Raw genomic sequence first — 19,972 nt, forward strand, 5'->3', positions numbered from 1 at the left:
GTTTGCGGAGGATGTTTGTGATCCTGTTTTGTAGTGCGATTAATCCGTGTACAATAACGCGCTATTTCTAATGCCTGAGGCAAAGTTGTGATCGAAAAATTGCGTAATATCGCCATCATCGCGCACGTAGACCATGGTAAAACCACCCTGGTAGACAAGCTGCTCCAACAATCCGGTACGTTCGACTCTCGTGCCGAAACCCAAGAGCGCGTGATGGACTCCAACGATTTGGAGAAAGAGCGTGGGATTACCATCCTCGCGAAAAACACCGCTATCAAATGGAATGATTACCGTATCAACATCGTTGATACCCCGGGGCACGCCGACTTCGGTGGTGAAGTTGAACGTGTAATGTCCATGGTAGACTCAGTGCTGCTGGTGGTTGACGCATTTGACGGCCCGATGCCGCAAACGCGCTTCGTAACCAAAAAAGCGTTTGCTTACGGCCTGAAGCCAATTGTTGTTATCAACAAAGTTGACCGCCCTGGCGCGCGTCCTGACTGGGTTGTGGATCAGGTATTCGACCTGTTCGTTAACCTCGACGCGACCGACGAGCAGCTGGACTTCCCGATCGTTTACGCTTCTGCGCTGAACGGTATCGCCGGTCTGGACCACGAAGATATGGCGGAAGACATGACCCCGCTGTATCAGGCAATTGTTGACCACGTTCCTGCGCCGGACGTTGACCTTGACGGTCCGTTCCAGATGCAGATTTCTCAGCTCGATTACAACAGCTATGTTGGCGTTATCGGCATTGGCCGCATCAAGCGCGGTAAAGTGAAGCCGAACCAGCAGGTCACTATCATCGATAGCGAAGGCAAAACCCGCAACGCGAAAGTCGGTAAAGTGCTGGGCCACCTCGGTCTGGAACGTATCGAAACCGATCTGGCGGAAGCTGGCGATATCGTGGCGATCACGGGCCTGGGCGAACTGAACATTTCTGACACCGTTTGCGACACGCAAAACGTTGAAGCGCTGCCGGCACTCTCCGTTGATGAGCCGACCGTTTCTATGTTCTTCTGCGTTAACACCTCACCGTTCTGCGGTAAAGAAGGTAAGTTCGTAACGTCTCGTCAGATTCTGGATCGTCTGAACAAAGAACTGGTACACAACGTTGCGCTGCGCGTAGAAGAAACTGAAGACGCCGATGCGTTCCGCGTTTCTGGTCGTGGCGAACTGCACCTGTCTGTTCTGATCGAAAACATGCGTCGTGAAGGTTTCGAACTGGCGGTATCCCGTCCGAAAGTTATCTTCCGTGAAATCGACGGTCGTAAACAAGAGCCGTATGAAAACGTGACGCTGGACGTTGAAGAACAGCATCAGGGTTCTGTGATGCAGGCGCTGGGCGAACGTAAAGGCGACCTGAAAAACATGAATCCAGACGGTAAAGGCCGCGTACGTCTCGACTACGTGATCCCAAGCCGTGGTCTGATTGGCTTCCGTTCTGAGTTCATGACCATGACTTCTGGTACGGGTCTGCTGTACTCCACCTTCAGCCACTACGACGACGTACGTCCGGGTGAAGTGGGTCAGCGTCAGAACGGCGTACTGATCTCTAACGGTCAGGGTAAAGCGGTCGCGTTCGCGCTGTTCGGTCTGCAGGATCGCGGTAAGCTGTTCCTCGGTCACGGTGCAGAAGTTTACGAAGGTCAGATTATCGGTATTCATAGCCGCTCTAACGACCTGACTGTAAACTGTCTGACCGGTAAGAAACTGACCAACATGCGTGCTTCCGGTACTGACGAAGCCGTTGTTCTGGTTCCGCCTATCCGCATGACTCTGGAACAAGCTCTGGAGTTCATCGATGATGACGAACTGGTAGAAGTGACTCCGACCTCTATCCGTATTCGTAAACGTCACCTGACGGAAAACGATCGTCGTCGCGCCAACCGCGCACCGAAAGACGATTAATTTCGTTTTTTAGTCATAAAAAACCTGCCAGCGATGGCAGGTTTTTTTTTGCCTGTCGTAAGTTCTCACCAGTGCGAGTATCTCCCTTATAAGTTTGTGGTTACGTCAATAGAGAGCTTTGTCACAATTATCTGCAAAGTCATACGCTGTTAATTGCTTTCTTTTTTGGCGTAAGCGTAAGATGCCTCATCTGGTTTAAACCAAAAGGATTAAACAATGGCGGAGAATCAATCCACCGTAGAAAATGCAAAAGAGAAACTGGATCGGTGGTTGAAAGATGGCATCACCACGCCGGGTGGAAAACTCCCTTCAGAAAGAGAGCTGGGAGAGTTGCTGGGCATTAAACGTATGACGTTACGCCAGGCGTTGCTGAACCTTGAGGCAGAATCCAAAATTTTCCGTAAGGATCGTAAAGGGTGGTTCGTGACTCAGCCGCGATTTAATTACAGTCCGGAGCTGTCGGCGAGCTTTCAGCGGGCCGCAATTGAGCAAGGGCGGGAACCTTCCTGGGGCTTTACTGAGAAAAGCCGTACCAGCGACATTCCCGAGACGCTCGCGCCACTGGTTGCAGTGACGCCATCAACTGAACTCTATCGCATTACCGGCTGGGGGGCGCTGGAAGGACATAAAGTTTTCTATCACGAAACATATATTAATCCTGAAGTTGCCCCAGGTTTTATAGAGCAACTTGAAAACCACTCATTTTCTTCAGTCTGGGAAAAATGCTACCAAAAAGAGACGGTAGTAAAAAAACTGGTTTTCAAACCCGTAAGAATGCCGGGTGATATCAGTAAATTTCTTGGCGGTTCAGCGGGCATGCCTGCGATCTTAATTGAAAAACATCGCGCTGACCAGCAAGGCAATATTGTCCAGATAGATATTGAATATTGGCGATTTGAGGCCGTGGATCTCATCATTAATCTGTAGGTGTTTTATGGTGACAATAAATAACGCAAGAAAGATTCTACAACGTGTCGATACTCTTCCTCTTTATTTGCATGCCTACGCTTTTCATTTAAATATGCGGCTGGAAAGAGTATTGCCAGCTGATTTACTTGATATTGCGAGTGAAAATAATCTGCGAGGCGTAAAAATTCATGTTCTGGATGGCGAACGTTTTTCTTTGGGCAATATGGCAGATAAAGAACTCTCTGCCTTTGGCGATAAAGCCCGCCATCTGAACCTTGATATTCATATTGAAACCAGCGCTTCAGATAAGGCATCTATTGACGAAGCCGTCGCCATTGCGTTGAAAACCGGGGCATCGTCCGTGCGTTTTTATCCGCGTTATGAAGGTAATTTACGCGACGTATTATCGATCATTGCTAACGATATTGCCTATGTTCGGGAAACGTATCAGGACAGCGGCCTGACCTTTACGATCGAACAGCATGAAGATTTAAAAAGCCATGAACTGGTGTCGCTGGTCAAAGACAGTGAGATGAAATCACTTTCCTTACTGTTTGATTTTGCGAATATGATCAATGCGAATGAGCATCCCATAGACGCTTTAAAAACGATGGCACCACATATTACCCAGGTCCATATCAAAGATGCCTTGATTGTTAAAGAACAAGGTGGCCTGGGCCATAAAGCCTGTATTTCAGGTCAGGGTGATATGCCATTCAAAGAGTTATTAACACACCTTATCTGCCTTGGCGATGAAGAACCGCAGGTGACAGCGTATGGCCTGGAAGAAGAGGTTGATTATTATGCTCCGGCGTTCCGCTTTGAAGACGAAGATGATAATCCGTGGATCCCTTATCGCCAGATGAGTGAAACACCACTGCCAGAAAATCATTTACTGGATGCGCGGTTACGTAAAGAAAAAGAAGATGCAATTAATCAGATAAATCATGTGCGTAACGTACTACAACAAATCAAACAAGAGGCAAGCCATCTTCTGAACCACTCATAAGCTTTAACTCATCCGCTGTTAATAAAAACCATTCCATAAGAATGGCCGGTATCTTATTGCCTTTAGAACAGTGATTTTCAAAATCGCTTAGGGGATGTTATGCTCACGAAAAAGAAATGGGCGTTATTTAGTCTATTAACACTGTGTGGCGGTACAATTTATAAATTACCGTCGTTGAAAGATGCGTTTTATATCCCGATGCAGGAATATTTCCATTTGACCAATGGTCAAATTGGTAATGCTATGTCGGTAAACTCATTTGTCACCACAGTGGGCTTTTTTCTGTCTATTTATTTTGCCGATAAACTACCGCGCAGATACACCATGTCATTCTCCCTCATTGCGACGGGATTACTGGGTGTTTATTTGACGACAATGCCGGGGTATTGGGGCATCCTCTTTGTCTGGGCGCTATTTGGCGTTACCTGCGACATGATGAACTGGCCTGTCTTGCTCAAGTCGGTAAGTCGACTGGGCAATAGCGAACAACAAGGTCGTTTGTTTGGCTTCTTCGAAACAGGGCGTGGAATTGTCGATACTGTGGTGGCATTTTCTGCGTTGGCAGTATTTACCTGGTTTGGCAGTGGCTTGTTGGGCTTTAAAGCGGGTATCTGGTTCTATTCCCTTATTGTGATTGCCGTGGGCGTTATCATTTTCTTTGTACTCAATGACAAAGAAGAGGCACCGTCCGTGGAGGTGAAAAAAGAAGACGAAGCATCGCAAAACACCAGTATGACTTCGGTGCTGAGAGATAAAACCATCTGGCTTATCGCTTTCAACGTCTTCTTCGTTTACGCGGTTTACTGTGGCCTGACATTCTTCATTCCATTCCTGAAAAACATCTATCTGCTGCCCGTTGCGCTGGTGGGTGCTTACGGCATCATTAACCAATACTGTCTGAAAATGATCGGTGGACCGATTGGTGGCATGATTTCAGATAAGATCCTGAAATCGCCGAGTAAATATCTATGCTACACCTTTATCATCAGTACCGCTGCGCTCGTACTGTTGATTATGCTGCCGCACGAAAGTATGCCGGTCTATTTAGGGATGGCCTGTACATTAGGCTTTGGCGCGATAGTCTTTACACAGCGAGCCGTATTTTTTGCACCTATCGGCGAAGCAAAAATTGCTGAAAATAAAACAGGCGCGGCGATGGCGTTGGGTAGCTTTATCGGTTACGCCCCGGCGATGTTCTGCTTCAGTCTGTATGGTTACATTCTGGATTTAAATCCGGGGATTATTGGCTACAAAATCGTGTTTGGCATTATGGCCTGCTTCGCATTCTGTGGTGCGGTGGTTTCCGTAATGCTGGTTAAGCGTATTAGCCAACGTAAGAAAGAGATGCTGGCGGCTGAAGCTTGATTAATGGCCGGATGTGTTTAATCCGGCCAATGAAAACCGTATCAACCGTAGGCCGGATAAGGCGTTTACGCCGCATCCGGCAGTTTCACATCAGAAGAAATACTTCGTCCCGATACGAATCTGGTTTTGCTCGCGGTGGTATGGTTCTATATTACGATCTAACCAGCGTAATTCGAAATAAGGGAGCCAGTGTTCATTAATACGGTAACGGAAGGTATTAGTGATTTCCCAGTGATGATCTTTTCCATTGCTGCTATTAAAGTCATTTACGCGTATAAAATAATGTGGCTCAAATGTATAGGAGAATTTCTCGGTGATTTTAAAATTCCAGTAGGTACCAATTTCATAGGTGTCATTATTATCCAGCTCCCCGTTCAAATCTGTTGAACTGTAGTTATTATGGTTATAGCGATTTCGCACTGTCAGATTAAACCATGGTACAAATTTATAGTTGACGTCCAGATATACTGCACCACCGGAACCGGTGCTTTTATCATTAATTAAGCCACCGGGCTGGATGGTTAATTTATCGGTTGGTTTGAATAAAGGATACCAACCTTCAATTTCATTGTAGCCATGTTTAAGCTCATCTTCTCTCTGAAAATTATAGGTATTGGTTAACATGATACCCGCACCCATATCGAAGTTATAACCTACACGTAGCATAATTTCTGCCTGATCGGAGGCGAGATTATATGCCTCCCTGTTTTCAACATATGCGCCAGCGAATACCGATGCAGAGGTCAGAGAAGATAATAAAATTATTGCATTAATCTTTTTCATAATAAGTCCATTTTTTTAACGTAGGGGGGCCGCCACCCATCAGGATGGAAATAGCGGCTATTGACATTTATAACGTTACGGAAGCGGTTTTTTCTTTTGTCTCAATCTCTTTATTTTTACGTTGGTTGATGTCCTCAATAATTAACGCAAAACGTTTTTCATTGAGCGTGTAAAAGAATCCCATCGTCAATGCAGCAATTATCGCCAGCGCACAAGGCCAAATAAAAATGAGCTGACGCAAACCCTGTAATGTTGCATCGCTTTGCGCGATGTTGGGAACATAACCGATTTGCGTCAGCATAATGCCTGGCAAGAAGCCAGCAAGTGCGGCTGAAATTTTACGAAAGAAGGTATAACCGGTATAAACAGAACCTTCGGCACGTATACCTGTTTTCCATTCACCATAATCTACGGTATCCGGTACCAGCGCCCAGTTCAGGCTGTTTACAAAGGCCGTACCAAAAAAGGCGACACAAGAGAACATGACGAAAGTGAAAGAGTTACTGCCCCAGAAATAATTCAGGATATCCCCCACCGCCCACAGCACCATGCCAGCTAAATAAACCTGTTTTTTACCAAAACATTTTACAGTTAATGGCACCAGCAATACGCCGATGAGGATGCATCCCATACTGAAGAATCCCATCCACGACAATAAATTAATATCATTCAGCACATACTGAGTGTAATAGACCTGAATTGCCAGTTTGATATTAAATGCCGCCAGGGTACACAGGTTAGCAATACATAAAACCAGCAATGGCGGATTACGAAATATCGCGCAAAATGATTTGAGAATACTGGCTTTATGTCCGGTTGGCGTTGCGTCCACATAATGCTCTTTGACGCCTCTGTAGCACAGCATCATAAAAATAAAGCCGCCAATGGAGAACATCAGTGCCGCGCAGGCGTAACCGACGGTGGGGTCAGAAAATAGCGACTGCAACGGAATAAACGCCACGGTACAAATCAATAGCCCTATGGTGGCTCCTCCTTGTCGATAAGCTGCGAGCTGCGCGCGCTCATTGGGGTTTTTGGTAATGGCCGGGATCATCGCGCCATACGAGCAGTTCATCAGACTGTATGAAAGTCCAAACATCATAAACAGCGCGGTGGCAATCGTCGTTTTAACCGGCAAACTAAAGGTGGTGGCGATAAACTGGAGCGTTGCAATTAACGCCGCCGGAACCGCTGCATATAAAATAAAGGGACGAAATTTGCCTTTAGGCCCAATATTTTTCCGCGAGTCGAGTAAAAATCCGGTGAGCATATCGGTAAACGCGGTAAAGAATTTCGCCACCAGAAAGATAATCCCGCCATAGTAAGCAGGCATCCCTAATTCATCGGTATAAAATTTGAGGAGATACAGAGTGCCGATGCTAAGCATTAAATTCGAACCGACGTCGCCCATGCCATAAGCGATTTTTTCCCGCAGATTCAGTTTTAATGTCAGTGGATTATGGTCAGACATAATCACTCCTTATAACGCCCCGCAGGGCGTTGTTTATTATTTATGCCGTGCGTTTACGGGCTTCTATTTCTTCAACAATGCGGACGTACATTTTCTCGTTCAGACTGTAGAAGCAACCCATCGCCACAATGGTGACTACCGCCAGTGCGCTTGGGTAGATGAAGATCAGCTGGCGTAAACCTTCGATGGTATGGTCAGCCTGCGCCACGTTTGGCACATAGCCGATTTGCGTCAGCATCCAGCCTGGGAAGAAACCTGCCAGCGCCTGAGATACTTTGCGAAAGAAGGTGAAGCCGGTGTAGACCGTACCTTCCGAACGAACGCCGGTGCGCCACTCGCCGTACTCGACGGTGTCAGAAACCAGCGCCCAGTTCAGGCTGTTAACAAACGCTGAGCCGAAGAACGCCAGGCAGGAGAACGCCACAAAGCTGACCGAGCCGCCGCCGAAGAAATAGTTGAGCAGATCGCCCAGCACCCAGATCAGCAGACCGCCGATATAGACTTTCTTCTTACCAAAACGTCTGACTGCACCAGGCATCAGGAACACGCCGATGAAAATACAGCCCATGCTGAAAAATCCCATATATGACAACAGGATGGGATCGTTAAGCACGTACTGGGTGTAATAGACCTGAATGGCGAGCTTGACGTTAAATGCCCCTAAGGTACAGAGGTTAGCAATGCACAAAATGAACAGCGGGCGGTTACCGGCAATCGCACGGAAAGATTGCAACAAGCCTGGCTTTTGCGCCGGATTTGCAGGTTGGGTTTCGACATAACGCTCTTTCACGCCCGAGTAGCAGATCCACATAAACAGCAGGCCGAACAGTGAAAATAGCGTGGCGGCGAAGATATAGCCAAGTTGCTGATTACCCTCGATAAGATTCATAACCGGCACGAATCCCACCGTACAAAGCAGCAGGCCCAATGTAGCGCCACCCTGACGCCATGCCGCCAGTGATGCGCGTTCGTTGGGGTTTTTGGTAATAGCGGGGACCATTGCGCCATAAGAGCAGTTCATCATGCTGAAAAACAGCCCGTAGAGCATAAACAGGATAGTGGCCATCACCGTTTTACCGGTGACATCAAACGGTGTGCCGACAAAGTTGGCGATCGCCAGTAAGGTGACCGGGAATGACGCATACAGAATAAAAGGACGGAACTTACCTTTTGGACCGATCTTACGCCGGGAATCGAGCATGATGCCGGTACCCATGTCGGTAAAGGCGGTAAAGAATTTCGAGATCAAAAAGATAATACCGCCATAGGTGCCGGGCAGCCCCAGAACGTCGGTATAAAACTTCAAAAGATAAAGCGTGCCGATATCCAGCAGGATGTTAGAGGCCAGATCTCCGATACCGTAAGAGAGTTTCTCTTTAAAGGGCAGACGTAAAGTAGCAGGATCTTCCGTTGTGATGTGACTCATCGTTGTTCTCCCTTTGCCCGTGAGTTTCCCCACGGGCGGACGTGATTAGATGCTTTTTAACGACGCGAACAGTACCGCCCATTCGCTATCGGCGCGATAAAAGACCGGCGGTTTACCGATGGGCGCATTAACGGTAACTTCCTCGCCCTGGAACGCTTCACCTGTCCAGGCGTGGACCCAGTTATCCTCCGGCAGATAGAGCGTCCAGTCGCTACGGCCTTGTTCATGCACCGGAGCGACCAGAATGTCGCGGCCTAACAGGTACTGATATTTCAGGGTGTAGGTCTGCGCATCGTCTTCGTAATGCAGGAACAGCGGGCGCATAACCGGCAGGCCGGACTTCGCATTCAGCGCGACGGCCTCTTTCAGGTAAGGTTTCAGGGTGGTGAAGACGGTGGTCATACGGGCAAAATGGGCAATAGTTTCCGCGTCGCCGTCAAACTGCCAGTTGTCGCCCGGACGGTTGCCTTCGTGGGTGCGCATCATCGACGTGAAGGCGCTGAAATCACACCAGCGCAGCAGCAGCTCTTTGCTGCGCTTCATCTCAAACAGGGTGGTATAACCGCCAATGTCACTGTGATGCAAACCATGTCCGGTCATTGCCAGCGACAGCGCTGCCGGGACGACCGACGCCAGGCCATCGTCGAGACTCCAGTCGACGTTCTGGTCGCCCGCCCACATCATGGTGGAGTATTTCTGGCTACCGGTAGAACCGGCGCGCATAAAGAAAAGGATCTCGCCAAGCTTGCCCGTTTCTTCAAGGGCTTCGTAGTTACATTTCGCCCACAGTGCGGGCCAGGCGTTATGCATAATTTCGGCGCTAACGCCGTTATGCAGATACGTATCGGTCGGCAAATATTCGCCAAAATCTGCCATCCAGCCGCCGCAGCCCAATTCGATCATGTTTTTCTTGATGACCTCTTTAAACCAGGAATAGGCTTCAGGATTGGTCAAATCGACAACGCCGCCGTAAAACTCCCCAAATTCCACCAGATAGTCACCGCCAGAGGCATCTTTTGCCAGATAGCCATGTTGCGCCGCTTCTTCGCAGAGATCTTTATCGCTGGCAACATACGGGTTGATGTAGGCGAGGAACTGCACGCCTTCTTCTTTCCATTGCTTGATGCGGGAATCTAACTGTGGGTAGTTTTCACTGTTCCACTTCCAGTTCCACATCACACGTTTGCCAAAAGAGGTCATACGGATCCCGGACCAGTCCTGCGCCCAGATGCCGTTGACCTTCACGCCCGCGTTACGCATGGTGTCCAGTTTCTTCTGGCATACATCTGTCCCGCCCTGAATACCGAGCGTTACCCCGTCATAAATCCAGTCGGGCAGTTCTGGCTGGCGTCCCAGCAGGGCGGTTAATTTTTCCAACAGGGAGATGTATGTGTCCGCACATTCAAAATGCAGGGTGGCATTGTCTTCCCACAATGCCAGTTCATGGTATTCCGGAACACTGAAGTCGAAGTTCATATAGCAGCTGTTATCGACATGGCAGTAATACTTCTGCGTGCTGACAAAAGTAGGCTGCGGGAAGAAAGTCCAGTAATAGTCGCCGCCCGCGTTCTCTTTGCAGTCGGCCTGCCAGGTGACATAGGTTTGTTTGTTGCGACCAACGCCTTGTTCACTGGTCCACAGTGGGAACGGTTTGCCGCGTAGATCAAAATAGGAAAACTGTTCACCGCAGCCGTAGATATGGTCCTCCGGTTGTGCGGCAAGACGCAGCCAGATGCGGTTGTGGTGATGGTTGTCGTTTTGTAGTTCCAGCAATAAACGGCCCTGATCGTCGGCAGAGATACGCAGCGTGGCGCTAATGTCAGAACCACGGCTGAAATGGATTAACCAGCCATCCGGTGACTGGCTGACGATGGCGTCGGTGAGCGCAATCTTCTCCTGCAATTTATCTTTAATGCTGAAATTACCGCGGAACATATCGATATCCGCTATACCTGAGCCAATCGATAAGCAAGGATTATCTTTGCTATGGATTAAAATAAGACGGTCTTGAAAACGTAGAGTAAAACTGTCGTTATTCTGATGAAATTGAAAATCTAATAACTGTGGGCGTGGCGTATCCATAAATAATCTCCATAGAGTATAAAACTAATATTTCATGCCATCCTGTTATTACAGGTTTCATTAATCAAAGAATGTGTGCGGGTATAAATTAAAACCCGCGCAAGTGATTATTTACTTTCTTCAGCTCGGCGGATTGCAGCCACTTTTTTACCAAATGCCAGTTGCAGTATAACTAACAAGGTAAACGGAGGCAGAAGTGCGGCAGCGGCGGGAATTCCCAACGCACCTTTTATCAACATAGAACCGGAGGCAATCAACAATAAAAAGACCATCACACGAAACACTTTGACCGAAATGCGTTTATGCACATATTGTCCAATCAGTGAACCGAGGATCATGGTGGGAATACAAAACAGCACCAGTTTAAAGATAGAAACAGTCAAAATTCCGCTGGTCGCCAGCCCGCCGATCACCGCGATGTTGTTTGCGGTGAAGAAAGCGTTCAGAGTGCCGCGAAATGCCGCCGGACCTAAGTTACGCAGCATCCCGTAGATAACCATCGGCGGCCCGTTGGTTGAGAACGCCGCGCCTAATGCGCCAGCTACTGCGCCGATAGGTGCGGCGATCCAGTTACGGTCATAAATCGGCAAGCGAGGAATAAACATGCTGTAAAAGGAGTAGAGGATAAGAAATCCACCTAAGCCCACTTTCATAAAATGGTCGGGTAAATATGACAGCGCATATAAACCGACGGGTATTCCCAAAAATGAGAAAATAATCAGCACCATTGCCGAGCGCCAATCCGTTTCTTTGCGTGATAGCCAGGTGGCGTACAAGGCGGTTGCGGTGCCGACAATTACCGAAAGTGGTGTTGCCATTTTTACGGGGAGCATTAACGTGACGAGTGGCATGGTGGTTAAACCGCCACCAAATCCCGCGCATATCCCCACAAAGGTATAAAGAAACATCAACGCGATAACGATACATACCACGTTTGTTTCCAGCATGGCCCCATCTGGCGAAAATAACGTAAAAAAGTCCATAATATTTCCTGTTGTGTAAATACAACCCTAAACAATAATCTCGTTCTTTTCTTAATAAAATTAATTGTGCTGCCCGTGAATATTAAAAAACAGGCGGTGCGTTTTTCCTGGTTCCAGTAATAATAAGTCGATACCTGAATTAAAGGCGTTAGGCGGGCAACTCATAGGTTCAACTGCCAGTCCCTGACGCTGTAATTTTTCGCCGCTATAAACCTGCACCCAGGGTTGATCGGAACAAAGACTCACCGACAGCGCCTGCTGTGGATGGGTAATGGTCATTTCCCACAGATCATTAGCGGTTTTAAAGGTATGGTCTATTTTTGTCGCGGCTATTTTTGTCGCCCGCGTGAAATTTAAATTCAGCTCATCAACGTGGTGAAGCGTTGTCGGATTTGCGTGCTCATCGACGGCATAAACCTGTTCTGCCGGAAGCTGGAAAAGATAGTCATCAACAGATGTTAAGTTGCAGGTTAAATAAGGATGAATACCCACACCATAAGGTGCGGTCACAGTACCAATATTCTGGCTTGCGATCTCAACGGAAAGGCCCGTGCGAGCATTGAGCGAATAAACAACCTGCGAAGCCAGCATAAACGGATAGCCGTAACTGGGCGGTAGAAAAGCTGTCAGGGTAACGCTGGTGGCGGTTAATTCGCTAATTTGCCAGTCTCGCCAGGCAAGCAGCCCGTGAATAGCGGCTTTTGAACTATGTTCATTAATGGGTAACTGATATTCCTGTCCCTGATAGCGGTAACAGCCGTTGGCGATCCGGTTCGGCCACGGAATAAGCACTTTACCCAGATGCGCCAGCGGCATCTCTTCGGGTTTGTGCGGGATGACTAAATGACAACCCTGAAAAGTTAATTCAGCCAGACCAGCACCAACCGTCACGATAGTCGCGTGATAATCCCCCGCGGCAAGTGAAACGGTTTGTCCACTGCAATGCATGTTGGTGATTTGCATACGAGGCACCTTAATTAAAAAACGGCATACAGCCTCCCATGAGGCTGATGTCAAACCAAAAAACTGCGCCGGGCGGTCCCCTCTCCCCTTTGGGGAGAGGGTTAGGGTTTTCAGTCAGTTATTTGGCATTCACGTCCAGCAGACCCGCCGCAACTGCCGGAGCCAGGCCTGGCGCTAACGGGATACGCGGGATCACCAGGCAATGCAGCAGGTGATAAATATCCTGTTTACCGTCCCAGACTTTGGTGGTGACCTTATTGTCCGCATCCAGCTCCTGCCACCAGGAACCATTTTCATAGTCCATCAGGTACTTAATGCAGTAGTCCCACCATGTCTGATACCAGGTTTCGTACTGGCGATCGCCGGTAACGGTGTAGAGCGCGTAAGCCGTACCCATCGCTTCGACGATAGGCCAACGCACACGTTCGCGGACCACCGGTTTGCCTTCCCAGTCAACGGTATAAACAATCCCGTCGGCACCATCGGGCGCCCAGGCATCGCGCACGGTAGCGTTGAACAGACCTTTGGCATCTTCTAGCAGCCATGCTGGAGGTTGTTCGCAACGGGCTTCCAGGGCAGCGTGGATATGCAGCATTAAACGGCCCCATTCGATCCAGTGGCCCGGCGTGCCTCCGAATGCGCGGAAGCGGTGCGCCGGGTTATCTTTGTTGTAATCCGGCAGCGGATTCCACTGGGTATCGAAGTGCTCGTTAACGCGATAATGATTATTTCTGGCGACGTCGTGGATAATGACGGAAGCCACGCGAATCGCGCGATCCAGCCATTTTTTGTCATGCGTTACGTCATAAACAATCAAGAAAGCTTCCACCGCGTGCATATTGGCATTGCCGCCGCGGTACTCTTCGGTTTTGCTGAAGGCTTCGTCCCAGGATTCCAGGCACATCTGCTCTTCTTCGCTCCAGAAGTATTTCTCGATAATTTCAATGGTGTAATCGAGCAGCTTACGCGCTTCCGGGTGACCCGTTGTGACAGCACTGGCGGCACCCAGCAGGGCAAAGAAATGTTGATAGCCCTGTTTGGAGGCATCCACCACGCCCTCGTCATTGACACAGGCATACCAGCCGCCATATTTTTTATCGCGCAGTGCGCCGTTCATGGCTTTGATACCATGATCAACCAACGAGTAAGCGCCAGGTCGACCCATCGCCGCAGCAACGGAATAAACGTGCAACATACGGGCGGTGATCCACAGATGGGTGCCCATCTCTTCTTTGATTTGCCCTTTATTGCCTAACCAGCCAAAGCCAGTCGGTACTACGGAATTTTTACCAAAATCAAAGATGCGATCGGTTTCCTGTTCCAGCCAACGGTTGTGACTTAAGGTGTTAAACCATTTCATTTTTGTATCCTCATCTTAACGGCGTTTAGCCATCATTTCGTCGACGATATCGCCAAGTTGTTGTAATTTCGGTGCGCAAACGTCACGCAGCATCAGTTCGTTGTCTGGTAAACCGACCACCGATGCCCAGACGGCCCGACCGGCCAGGAAGCCCGATGCGCCCGCCGTCATCGCCACGCGCACGGCACGCGGGAACAGTTTTTCGTCAACGCCGGAAGAGAGGATCACCCACGGCATATTGATATGGTCATTCAGACGTTGTGAAGCACTGAGAAGCTCTTGTTGCGGACCTTTTCCGTAAAGCGGCATTTCAACTTTGTAGAGGTCAGCGCCACTGTCGCCCAGCTCTTTGGCGGCATCGATGATCGCTTGTTCGCGATCGAATTTATCGCCACGACGCGGTGGGCGGACGACTGGCTCAATAATGCTTACCAGACCGTGTGAGTGGCACAGTTCGTTGAACTCTTTCACCATATCCAGGCGTTGCTGCGCATCTTCATCACTACGCCACAGCACCAGTAGTTTCAGGGCTTTGCCACCGTCTTGTTTGATTTGTAGCGGGTTGATTTTGCGGTCAATGACTACGCTATCTACCGGAATACCGTTGCCAGGGATGAACTCATCGGCGGCGACAATCATGGCGCAACTTTTGGCAATCGCGTTTTGCTCAACCACCTGGCGGTAGCAGAATTGTTGATCTACCAGAATCGCCGATGCATAAGGTGAAAGCGTCTTCGCGGCGTTAACTTTGAAATCAGTTAAAACGCTATCGGCTACTGGAGCGGGTGCGCCAGCCGCGGCAAACATCATGCGCATGGCTTCGCGCTGATCGACTGCCAGCATGGCAAAACCGCCCGATGCGCGCGTAATGTCGTTGATGGTGTACTTATTCATTCATTTATTCCTTTATCCAGTCGTTACATTTTTACTTTGGCAGTCATCCCGGCACTGACACGGACCTGCTCCAGAATGGCGGACCAGTCCTGGCGACCGCGACCCGCTGCGCGCGCCTGGCTATAAACCTCCCGTGAGGCGGCCCCCAGTGGCATCGGCACATGCAACTGGTTGGCGACATCAAGGGCGATGCCAAGATCCTTATGGGCAAGATCGATCATGAAGGCGGGAGAAAGATCTCCGCTGAGGACTTTGTTCGGCCAGGAAGTGGTGAAGTGGCCTTTACCGGCGGCAGTACCGCTCATTACCTTGACGGCAACATCGAAGGGAAGATTGAGGGCTTCGCACAAAACGGCAGCTTCTGCCGAAAGCGCATTGAGCGCGATACTCATATAGTTGTTGATGAGCTTAACGCGGATCCCCATGCCCGGACCGCCCGCGTTGATCAACTCGCTGCCCATCGCCATCAGGATCGGCGTGGCGCGTTCAACTTGTTCAGCAGTGCCGCCAGCCAGCAGTAGCAGAGTACCGGTAATGGCATTTGCGGAAGTACGGCCAACCGGAACATCCATCATGCTGAAGCCTCTGGCCTGCATATCAGCAATCAATTTATCGGTTTGCAGCGGGTGGATGGTCGACATATCAATGACCAGCGCATCGGAAGATAAGCTCTCACAGACACCGTTTTCACCGAACAACACGTGACGCACCAGATCGCCATTCGGCAACATGGTAATGATAAATTCGGCACCTTTAGCGGCCTGCGCTGGGTTAGCAGCGGGAGTCGCCCCTTTGTCTACCAGATGCTGTACGGCTTCGGCATTCACATCGAAGACGCAAAGTTGATGCCCTTGCTGCAATAAATTGCTCGCCATTGGCGAACCCATTTGTCCTAAACCGATAAACGCGATTGCTGCCATAACCCTCTCCTGAATACAGTGATGTCACTTTTTGTCATTTATGACATGCCTTGCTTGTCTGTTTTTGATCGTATTTGTAATTTATCGTCAAAAAATTGACAGCCGTCACTTTTTAAACAATTGGTGAAATTAAAATGAACGCATCCCAAAATGCTTAAGGAATGACCATGATTCGTGTTGCTTGTGTAGGAATTACCGTGATGGATCGCATCTATTACGTGGAAGGGTTGCCGACGGAGAGCGGTAAGTACGTGGCAAAAAATTATACGGAAGTTGGCGGCGGGCCAGCGGCTACAGCAGCAGTTGCGGCGGCCAGACTGGGTGCGCAGGTCGATTTTATTGGTCGCGTCGGTGACGACGACACGGGCAACAGCCTGCTGGCAGAGCTGGAATCCTGGGGCGTTAACACCCGTTACACCAAACGGTATAACCAGGCGAAATCTTCGCAATCCGCCATCATGGTGGATGCCAAAGGCGAGCGAATCATCATTAACTATCCCAGCCCGGACCTGCTGCCTGACGCAGAGTGGTTGGAGGAAATTGATTTCTCTCAGTGGGACGTGGTGCTGGCAGATGTACGCTGGCATGACGGCGCGAAAAAAGCCTTCACTCTGGCGCGGCAGGCGGGCGTGATGACCGTGCTGGACGGTGATATTACGCCGCAGGATATCAGTGAGCTGGTGGCGTTAAGCGATCATGCAGCTTTTTCAGAACCGGGTCTGGCGCGGCTAACGGGCGTGAAAGAGATGGCGAGTGCCCTAAAACAGGCACAAACGCTCACAAATGGACATGTCTATGTTACTCAGGGCAGTGCAGGCTGTGACTGGCTGGAGAATGGCGGGCGACAGCATCAGCCAGCTTTCAAAGTTGATGTGGTAGATACTACCGGTGCGGGCGATGTTTTTCACGGCGCATTGGCGGTGGCGCTGGCAACAGGTGGAGATTTAGCGGATTCCGTCCGCTTTGCCAGCGGTGTGGCGGCGTTAAAATGCACGCGTCCCGGTGGGCGTGCCGGGATCCCTGACTGTGATCAAACCCGATCTTTTTTGTCACTTTTTGTATAAAATGCCAGGGTGATGGTTTTTCGAGGAATTTTCATGAGCCTTACCGAACTAACCGGTAACCCGCGGCACGACCAACTCCTCATGCTGATCGCCGAGCGTGGGTATATGAATATTGATGAGCTGGCAAATCTGCTGGATGTTTCCACGCAGACGGTCCGCCGGGATATTCGTAAATTAAGCGAGCAAGGGCTGATCACGCGCCATCACGGTGGCGCGGGTCGGGCCTCCAGCGTCGTTAATACGGCGTTCGAACAGCGTGAGGTTTCGCAAACTGAAGAGAAAAAAGCGATTGCCGAAGCGGTGGCAGACTATATTCCTGATGGATCGACAATATTTATCACCATCGGTACGACTGTCGAACATGTCGCCCGGGCGTTACTTAACCATAATCATTTGCGGATAATCACGAACAGCCTGCGTGTGGCGCATATTCTGTACCACAACCCGCGCTTTGAAGTGATGGTGCCCGGCGGTACGTTGCGCTCTCATAATAGCGGGATCATTGGCCCTTCAGCGGCTTCCTTTGTGGCCGATTTTCGGGCTGATTATCTGGTAACAAGCGTTGGGGCGATTGAGAGCGATGGCGCGTTGATGGAGTTTGATGTAAACGAAGCTAACGTGGTGAAAACGATGATGGCGCACGCGAGAAATATTCTGCTGGTCGCCGATCACACTAAGTATCATGCTTCGGCGGCGGTTGAAATTGGTAACGTGGCACAGGTCACTGCGCTCTTTACCGACGAGCTGCCGCCCGCTGCGCTAAAATCACGTTTACAAGACAGCCAAATTGAAATCATCCTTCCCCAGGAAGACGCGTAGAATTTTGTGACCGTTGACCTTGCTTCATAGCTGACCACATAGCCAAACCCATCCTTTCCCGCTACAGTTAATTTCTTGTGGCGCGAAAGGAGGCAAAAATGCTCTATATCTTTGATTTAGGTAATGTGATTGTCGATATCGACTTTAACCGCGTGCTGGGAGCCTGGAGCGATTTAACGCGTGTTCCCCTGGCTACGCTTAAGAAGAGTTTCCACATGGGCGAGGCGTTTCATCAGCATGAGCGCGGGGAAATTAGCGACGAAGCGTTCGCAGAGGCGCTGTGTCATGAGATGGCTCTACCGCTAAGCTATGAGCAGTTTTCCCACGGCTGGCAGGCGGTGTTTGTCGCGCTGCGCCCGGAAGTGATCGCCATCATGCATAAACTGCGTGAGCAGGGTCATCGTGTGGTGGTGCTTTCCAATACTAACCGCCTACATACCACCTTCTGGCCGGAGGAATACCCGGAAATTCGTGATGCTGCTGACCATATCTATCTGTCGCAAGATCTGGGGATGCGCAAACCTGAAGCACGAATTTACCAGCATGTTTTGCAGGCGGAAGGTTTTTCAGCCAGCGATACGGTCTTTTTCGATGACAACGCCGATAATATAGAAGGAGCAAATCAGCTAGGTATTACCAGTATTCTGGTGAAAGATAAAACCACCATCCCGGACTATTTCGCGAAGGTGTTATGCTAAAAAACATTCAGGACAAAGCCAGGCACCGTACCCGTCCGCTATGGGCCTGGCTAAAACTACTCTGGCAACGCATTGATGAGGACAATATGACAACCCTGGCAGGTAATCTTGCCTATGTGTCGTTGCTCTCATTAGTGCCGCTGGTTGCCGTTGTTTTTGCGCTTTTCGCCGCTTTTCCCATGTTTTCCGACGTCAGCATTCAGTTGCGTCACTTTATTTTTGCCAACTTTCTGCCTGCTACTGGCGATGTTATCCAGCGATATATCGAACAGTTTGTCGCCAATTCCAACAAAATGACCGCCGTCGGGGCGTGCGGGCTGATCGTCACAGCATTATTGCTGATGTACTCCATCGATAGCGCGTTGAATACCATCTGGCGCAGTAAACGAGCGCGACCAAAAATTTACTCGTTTGCCGTGTACTGGATGATTTTAACGCTGGGGCCGCTGTTGGCAGGGGCCAGTCTGGCGATCAGTTCCTATTTGCTCTCCCTGCGCTGGGCGAGCGATCTCAATACTGTCATCGACAACGTGCTGCGTATTTTTCCGTTGCTGTTGTCGTGGATCTCCTTCTGGTTGCTGTACAGCATTGTTCCTACTATCCGCGTACCTAATCGCGACGCGATTGTCGGCGCGTTTGTCGCCGCACTCCTGTTCGAAGCAGGAAAGAAAGGTTTCGCGCTTTATATCACCATGTTCCCCTCATATCAGCTCATTTACGGTGTGCTGGCGGTGATCCCCATTCTCTTTGTTTGGGTCTACTGGACATGGTGTATCGTCTTGCTTGGTGCGGAAATTACTGTCACTCTCGGGGAATACCGCAAACTAAAACAAGCAGCTGAACAAGAAGAAGACGACGAACCATGATTGCATTAATTCAACGCGTAACCCGTGCCAGCGTCACCGTGGAGGGAGAAGTGACGGGCGAAATTGGCGCGGGACTTTTGGTGTTATTGGGTGTCGAAAAGGATGACGACGAACAGAAAGCAAACCGTCTGTGCGAGCGTGTGCTTGGCTATCGCATCTTCAGCGATGCCGATGGCAAGATGAATCTCAACGTGCAACAGGCGGGCGGCAGTGTGCTGGTGGTTTCCCAGTTTACCCTCGCCGCAGATACCGAACGGGGGATGCGCCCAAGTTTCTCCAAAGGCGCATCACCGGATCGCGCAGAGGCGTTATATGACTATTTCGTCGAACGCTGCCGTCAGCAAGAGATGAACACGCAAACAGGACGCTTCGCTGCGGATATGCAGGTATCGCTGGTCAATGATGGCCCCGTAACATTCTGGTTGCAGGTATGAGCCAGCTTCCAGGGT

Annotated in this window: 18 protein-coding genes; 9 read left to right on the top strand and 9 right to left on the bottom strand. The window is 49.8% G+C overall.

The window, feature by feature from the left end; translation table 11 throughout:
* Positions 1-87: 87 nt before the first annotated feature.
* From typA to BEB54_RS15750, 4 genes are all read left to right on the top strand, one after another.
* Complete coding sequence (gene typA / locus BEB54_RS15735) at positions 88-1,911, top strand: ribosome-dependent GTPase TypA (RefSeq protein ID WP_000570668.1); 1,824 nt, start codon at positions 88-90, stop codon at positions 1,909-1,911.
* A gap of 216 nt (positions 1,912-2,127) precedes the next feature.
* Positions 2,128-2,838, top strand: a complete 711-nt coding sequence (locus tag BEB54_RS15740; RefSeq protein ID WP_000829805.1) for a GntR family transcriptional regulator — start codon at positions 2,128-2,130, stop codon at positions 2,836-2,838.
* Positions 2,839-2,845: 7 nt separating this feature from the next.
* Entirely contained in the window at positions 2,846-3,829 is a 984-nt protein-coding gene (locus BEB54_RS15745) for a sugar phosphate isomerase/epimerase family protein (RefSeq protein ID WP_105277534.1), read from the top strand.
* A 99-nt stretch (positions 3,830-3,928) separates the two neighbouring features.
* Positions 3,929-5,194 (top strand): MFS transporter, encoded by a 1,266-nt coding sequence (locus tag BEB54_RS15750; protein WP_000956330.1) that lies wholly within the window; start codon positions 3,929-3,931, stop codon positions 5,192-5,194.
* Positions 5,195-5,284: 90 nt separating this feature from the next.
* Here BEB54_RS15750 and ompL read toward each other — a convergent pair whose 3' ends face one another.
* The 9 genes from ompL to yihU all read right to left on the bottom strand — a co-directional run bounded on the left by ompL (position 5,285) and on the right by yihU (position 16,076).
* Complete coding sequence (gene ompL, locus BEB54_RS15755) at positions 5,285-5,977, bottom strand: porin OmpL (RefSeq protein ID WP_105277533.1); 693 nt, start codon at positions 5,975-5,977, stop codon at positions 5,285-5,287.
* 67 nt (positions 5,978-6,044) lie between these two features.
* The gene (locus tag BEB54_RS15760) at positions 6,045-7,448 is read right to left on the bottom strand and encodes an MFS transporter (RefSeq protein WP_105277532.1); all 1,404 of its coding nucleotides are present in this window, start codon (positions 7,446-7,448) and stop codon (positions 6,045-6,047) included.
* Between the two features lie 40 nt (positions 7,449-7,488).
* Positions 7,489-8,874, bottom strand: coding sequence for an MFS transporter (locus tag BEB54_RS15765; RefSeq protein ID WP_039021514.1), 1,386 nt, complete (start codon positions 8,872-8,874; stop codon positions 7,489-7,491).
* A 45-nt stretch (positions 8,875-8,919) separates the two neighbouring features.
* Positions 8,920-10,956 carry a sulfoquinovosidase gene (yihQ, locus tag BEB54_RS15770; RefSeq protein WP_105282230.1) on the bottom strand — a complete coding sequence of 679 codons (2,037 nt, stop codon included), beginning with the start codon at positions 10,954-10,956 and terminating at the stop codon, positions 8,920-8,922.
* A gap of 107 nt (positions 10,957-11,063) precedes the next feature.
* Positions 11,064-11,939: a sulfite exporter TauE/SafE family protein gene (locus tag BEB54_RS15775; protein WP_000345431.1), complete on the bottom strand. Its 876-nt coding sequence runs from the start codon at positions 11,937-11,939 to the stop codon at positions 11,064-11,066.
* Between the two features lie 60 nt (positions 11,940-11,999).
* The gene (locus BEB54_RS15780) at positions 12,000-12,902 is read right to left on the bottom strand and encodes an aldose-1-epimerase (RefSeq protein WP_123059743.1); all 903 of its coding nucleotides are present in this window, start codon (positions 12,900-12,902) and stop codon (positions 12,000-12,002) included.
* 118 nt (positions 12,903-13,020) lie between these two features.
* Positions 13,021-14,262 (bottom strand): sulfoquinovose isomerase, encoded by a 1,242-nt coding sequence (gene yihS / locus BEB54_RS15785; RefSeq protein WP_000870914.1) that lies wholly within the window; start codon positions 14,260-14,262, stop codon positions 13,021-13,023.
* 15 nt (positions 14,263-14,277) lie between these two features.
* On the bottom strand, positions 14,278-15,156 hold the full coding sequence (gene yihT / locus BEB54_RS15790; RefSeq protein WP_001046461.1) for a sulfofructosephosphate aldolase: 879 nt from the start codon (positions 15,154-15,156) through the stop codon (positions 14,278-14,280).
* Between the two features lie 23 nt (positions 15,157-15,179).
* Complete coding sequence (yihU, locus tag BEB54_RS15795) at positions 15,180-16,076, bottom strand: sulfolactaldehyde 3-reductase (protein WP_105277529.1); 897 nt, start codon at positions 16,074-16,076, stop codon at positions 15,180-15,182.
* Between the two features lie 167 nt (positions 16,077-16,243).
* On the opposite strand from yihU, the gene yihV reads away from it, so the two are divergent.
* The 5 genes from yihV to dtd all read left to right on the top strand — a co-directional run bounded on the left by yihV (position 16,244) and on the right by dtd (position 19,957).
* Positions 16,244-17,140, top strand: a complete 897-nt coding sequence (yihV, locus tag BEB54_RS15800) for a sulfofructose kinase (protein WP_039021509.1) — start codon at positions 16,244-16,246, stop codon at positions 17,138-17,140.
* 33 nt (positions 17,141-17,173) lie between these two features.
* Complete coding sequence (locus BEB54_RS15805) at positions 17,174-17,959, top strand: DeoR/GlpR family DNA-binding transcription regulator (RefSeq protein WP_000059678.1); 786 nt, start codon at positions 17,174-17,176, stop codon at positions 17,957-17,959.
* Positions 17,960-18,057: 98 nt separating this feature from the next.
* Positions 18,058-18,657, top strand: coding sequence for a glucose-1-phosphatase (gene yihX / locus BEB54_RS15810; protein ID WP_032304198.1), 600 nt, complete (start codon positions 18,058-18,060; stop codon positions 18,655-18,657).
* The gene (locus BEB54_RS15815; RefSeq protein ID WP_032185608.1) at positions 18,651-19,523 is read left to right on the top strand and encodes a virulence factor BrkB family protein; all 873 of its coding nucleotides are present in this window, start codon (positions 18,651-18,653) and stop codon (positions 19,521-19,523) included. Before yihX ends, BEB54_RS15815 begins: the two co-directional genes overlap by 7 nt.
* Positions 19,520-19,957 carry a D-aminoacyl-tRNA deacylase gene (gene dtd / locus BEB54_RS15820; protein WP_000560978.1) on the top strand — a complete coding sequence of 146 codons (438 nt, stop codon included), beginning with the start codon at positions 19,520-19,522 and terminating at the stop codon, positions 19,955-19,957. Before BEB54_RS15815 ends, dtd begins: the two co-directional genes overlap by 4 nt.
* Positions 19,958-19,972 lie beyond the last annotated feature (15 nt).

This window comes from Escherichia sp. MOD1-EC6021 (assembly GCF_002965245.1).
GTDB classification, from domain to species: Bacteria; Pseudomonadota; Gammaproteobacteria; order Enterobacterales; family Enterobacteriaceae; genus Escherichia; species Escherichia coli_F.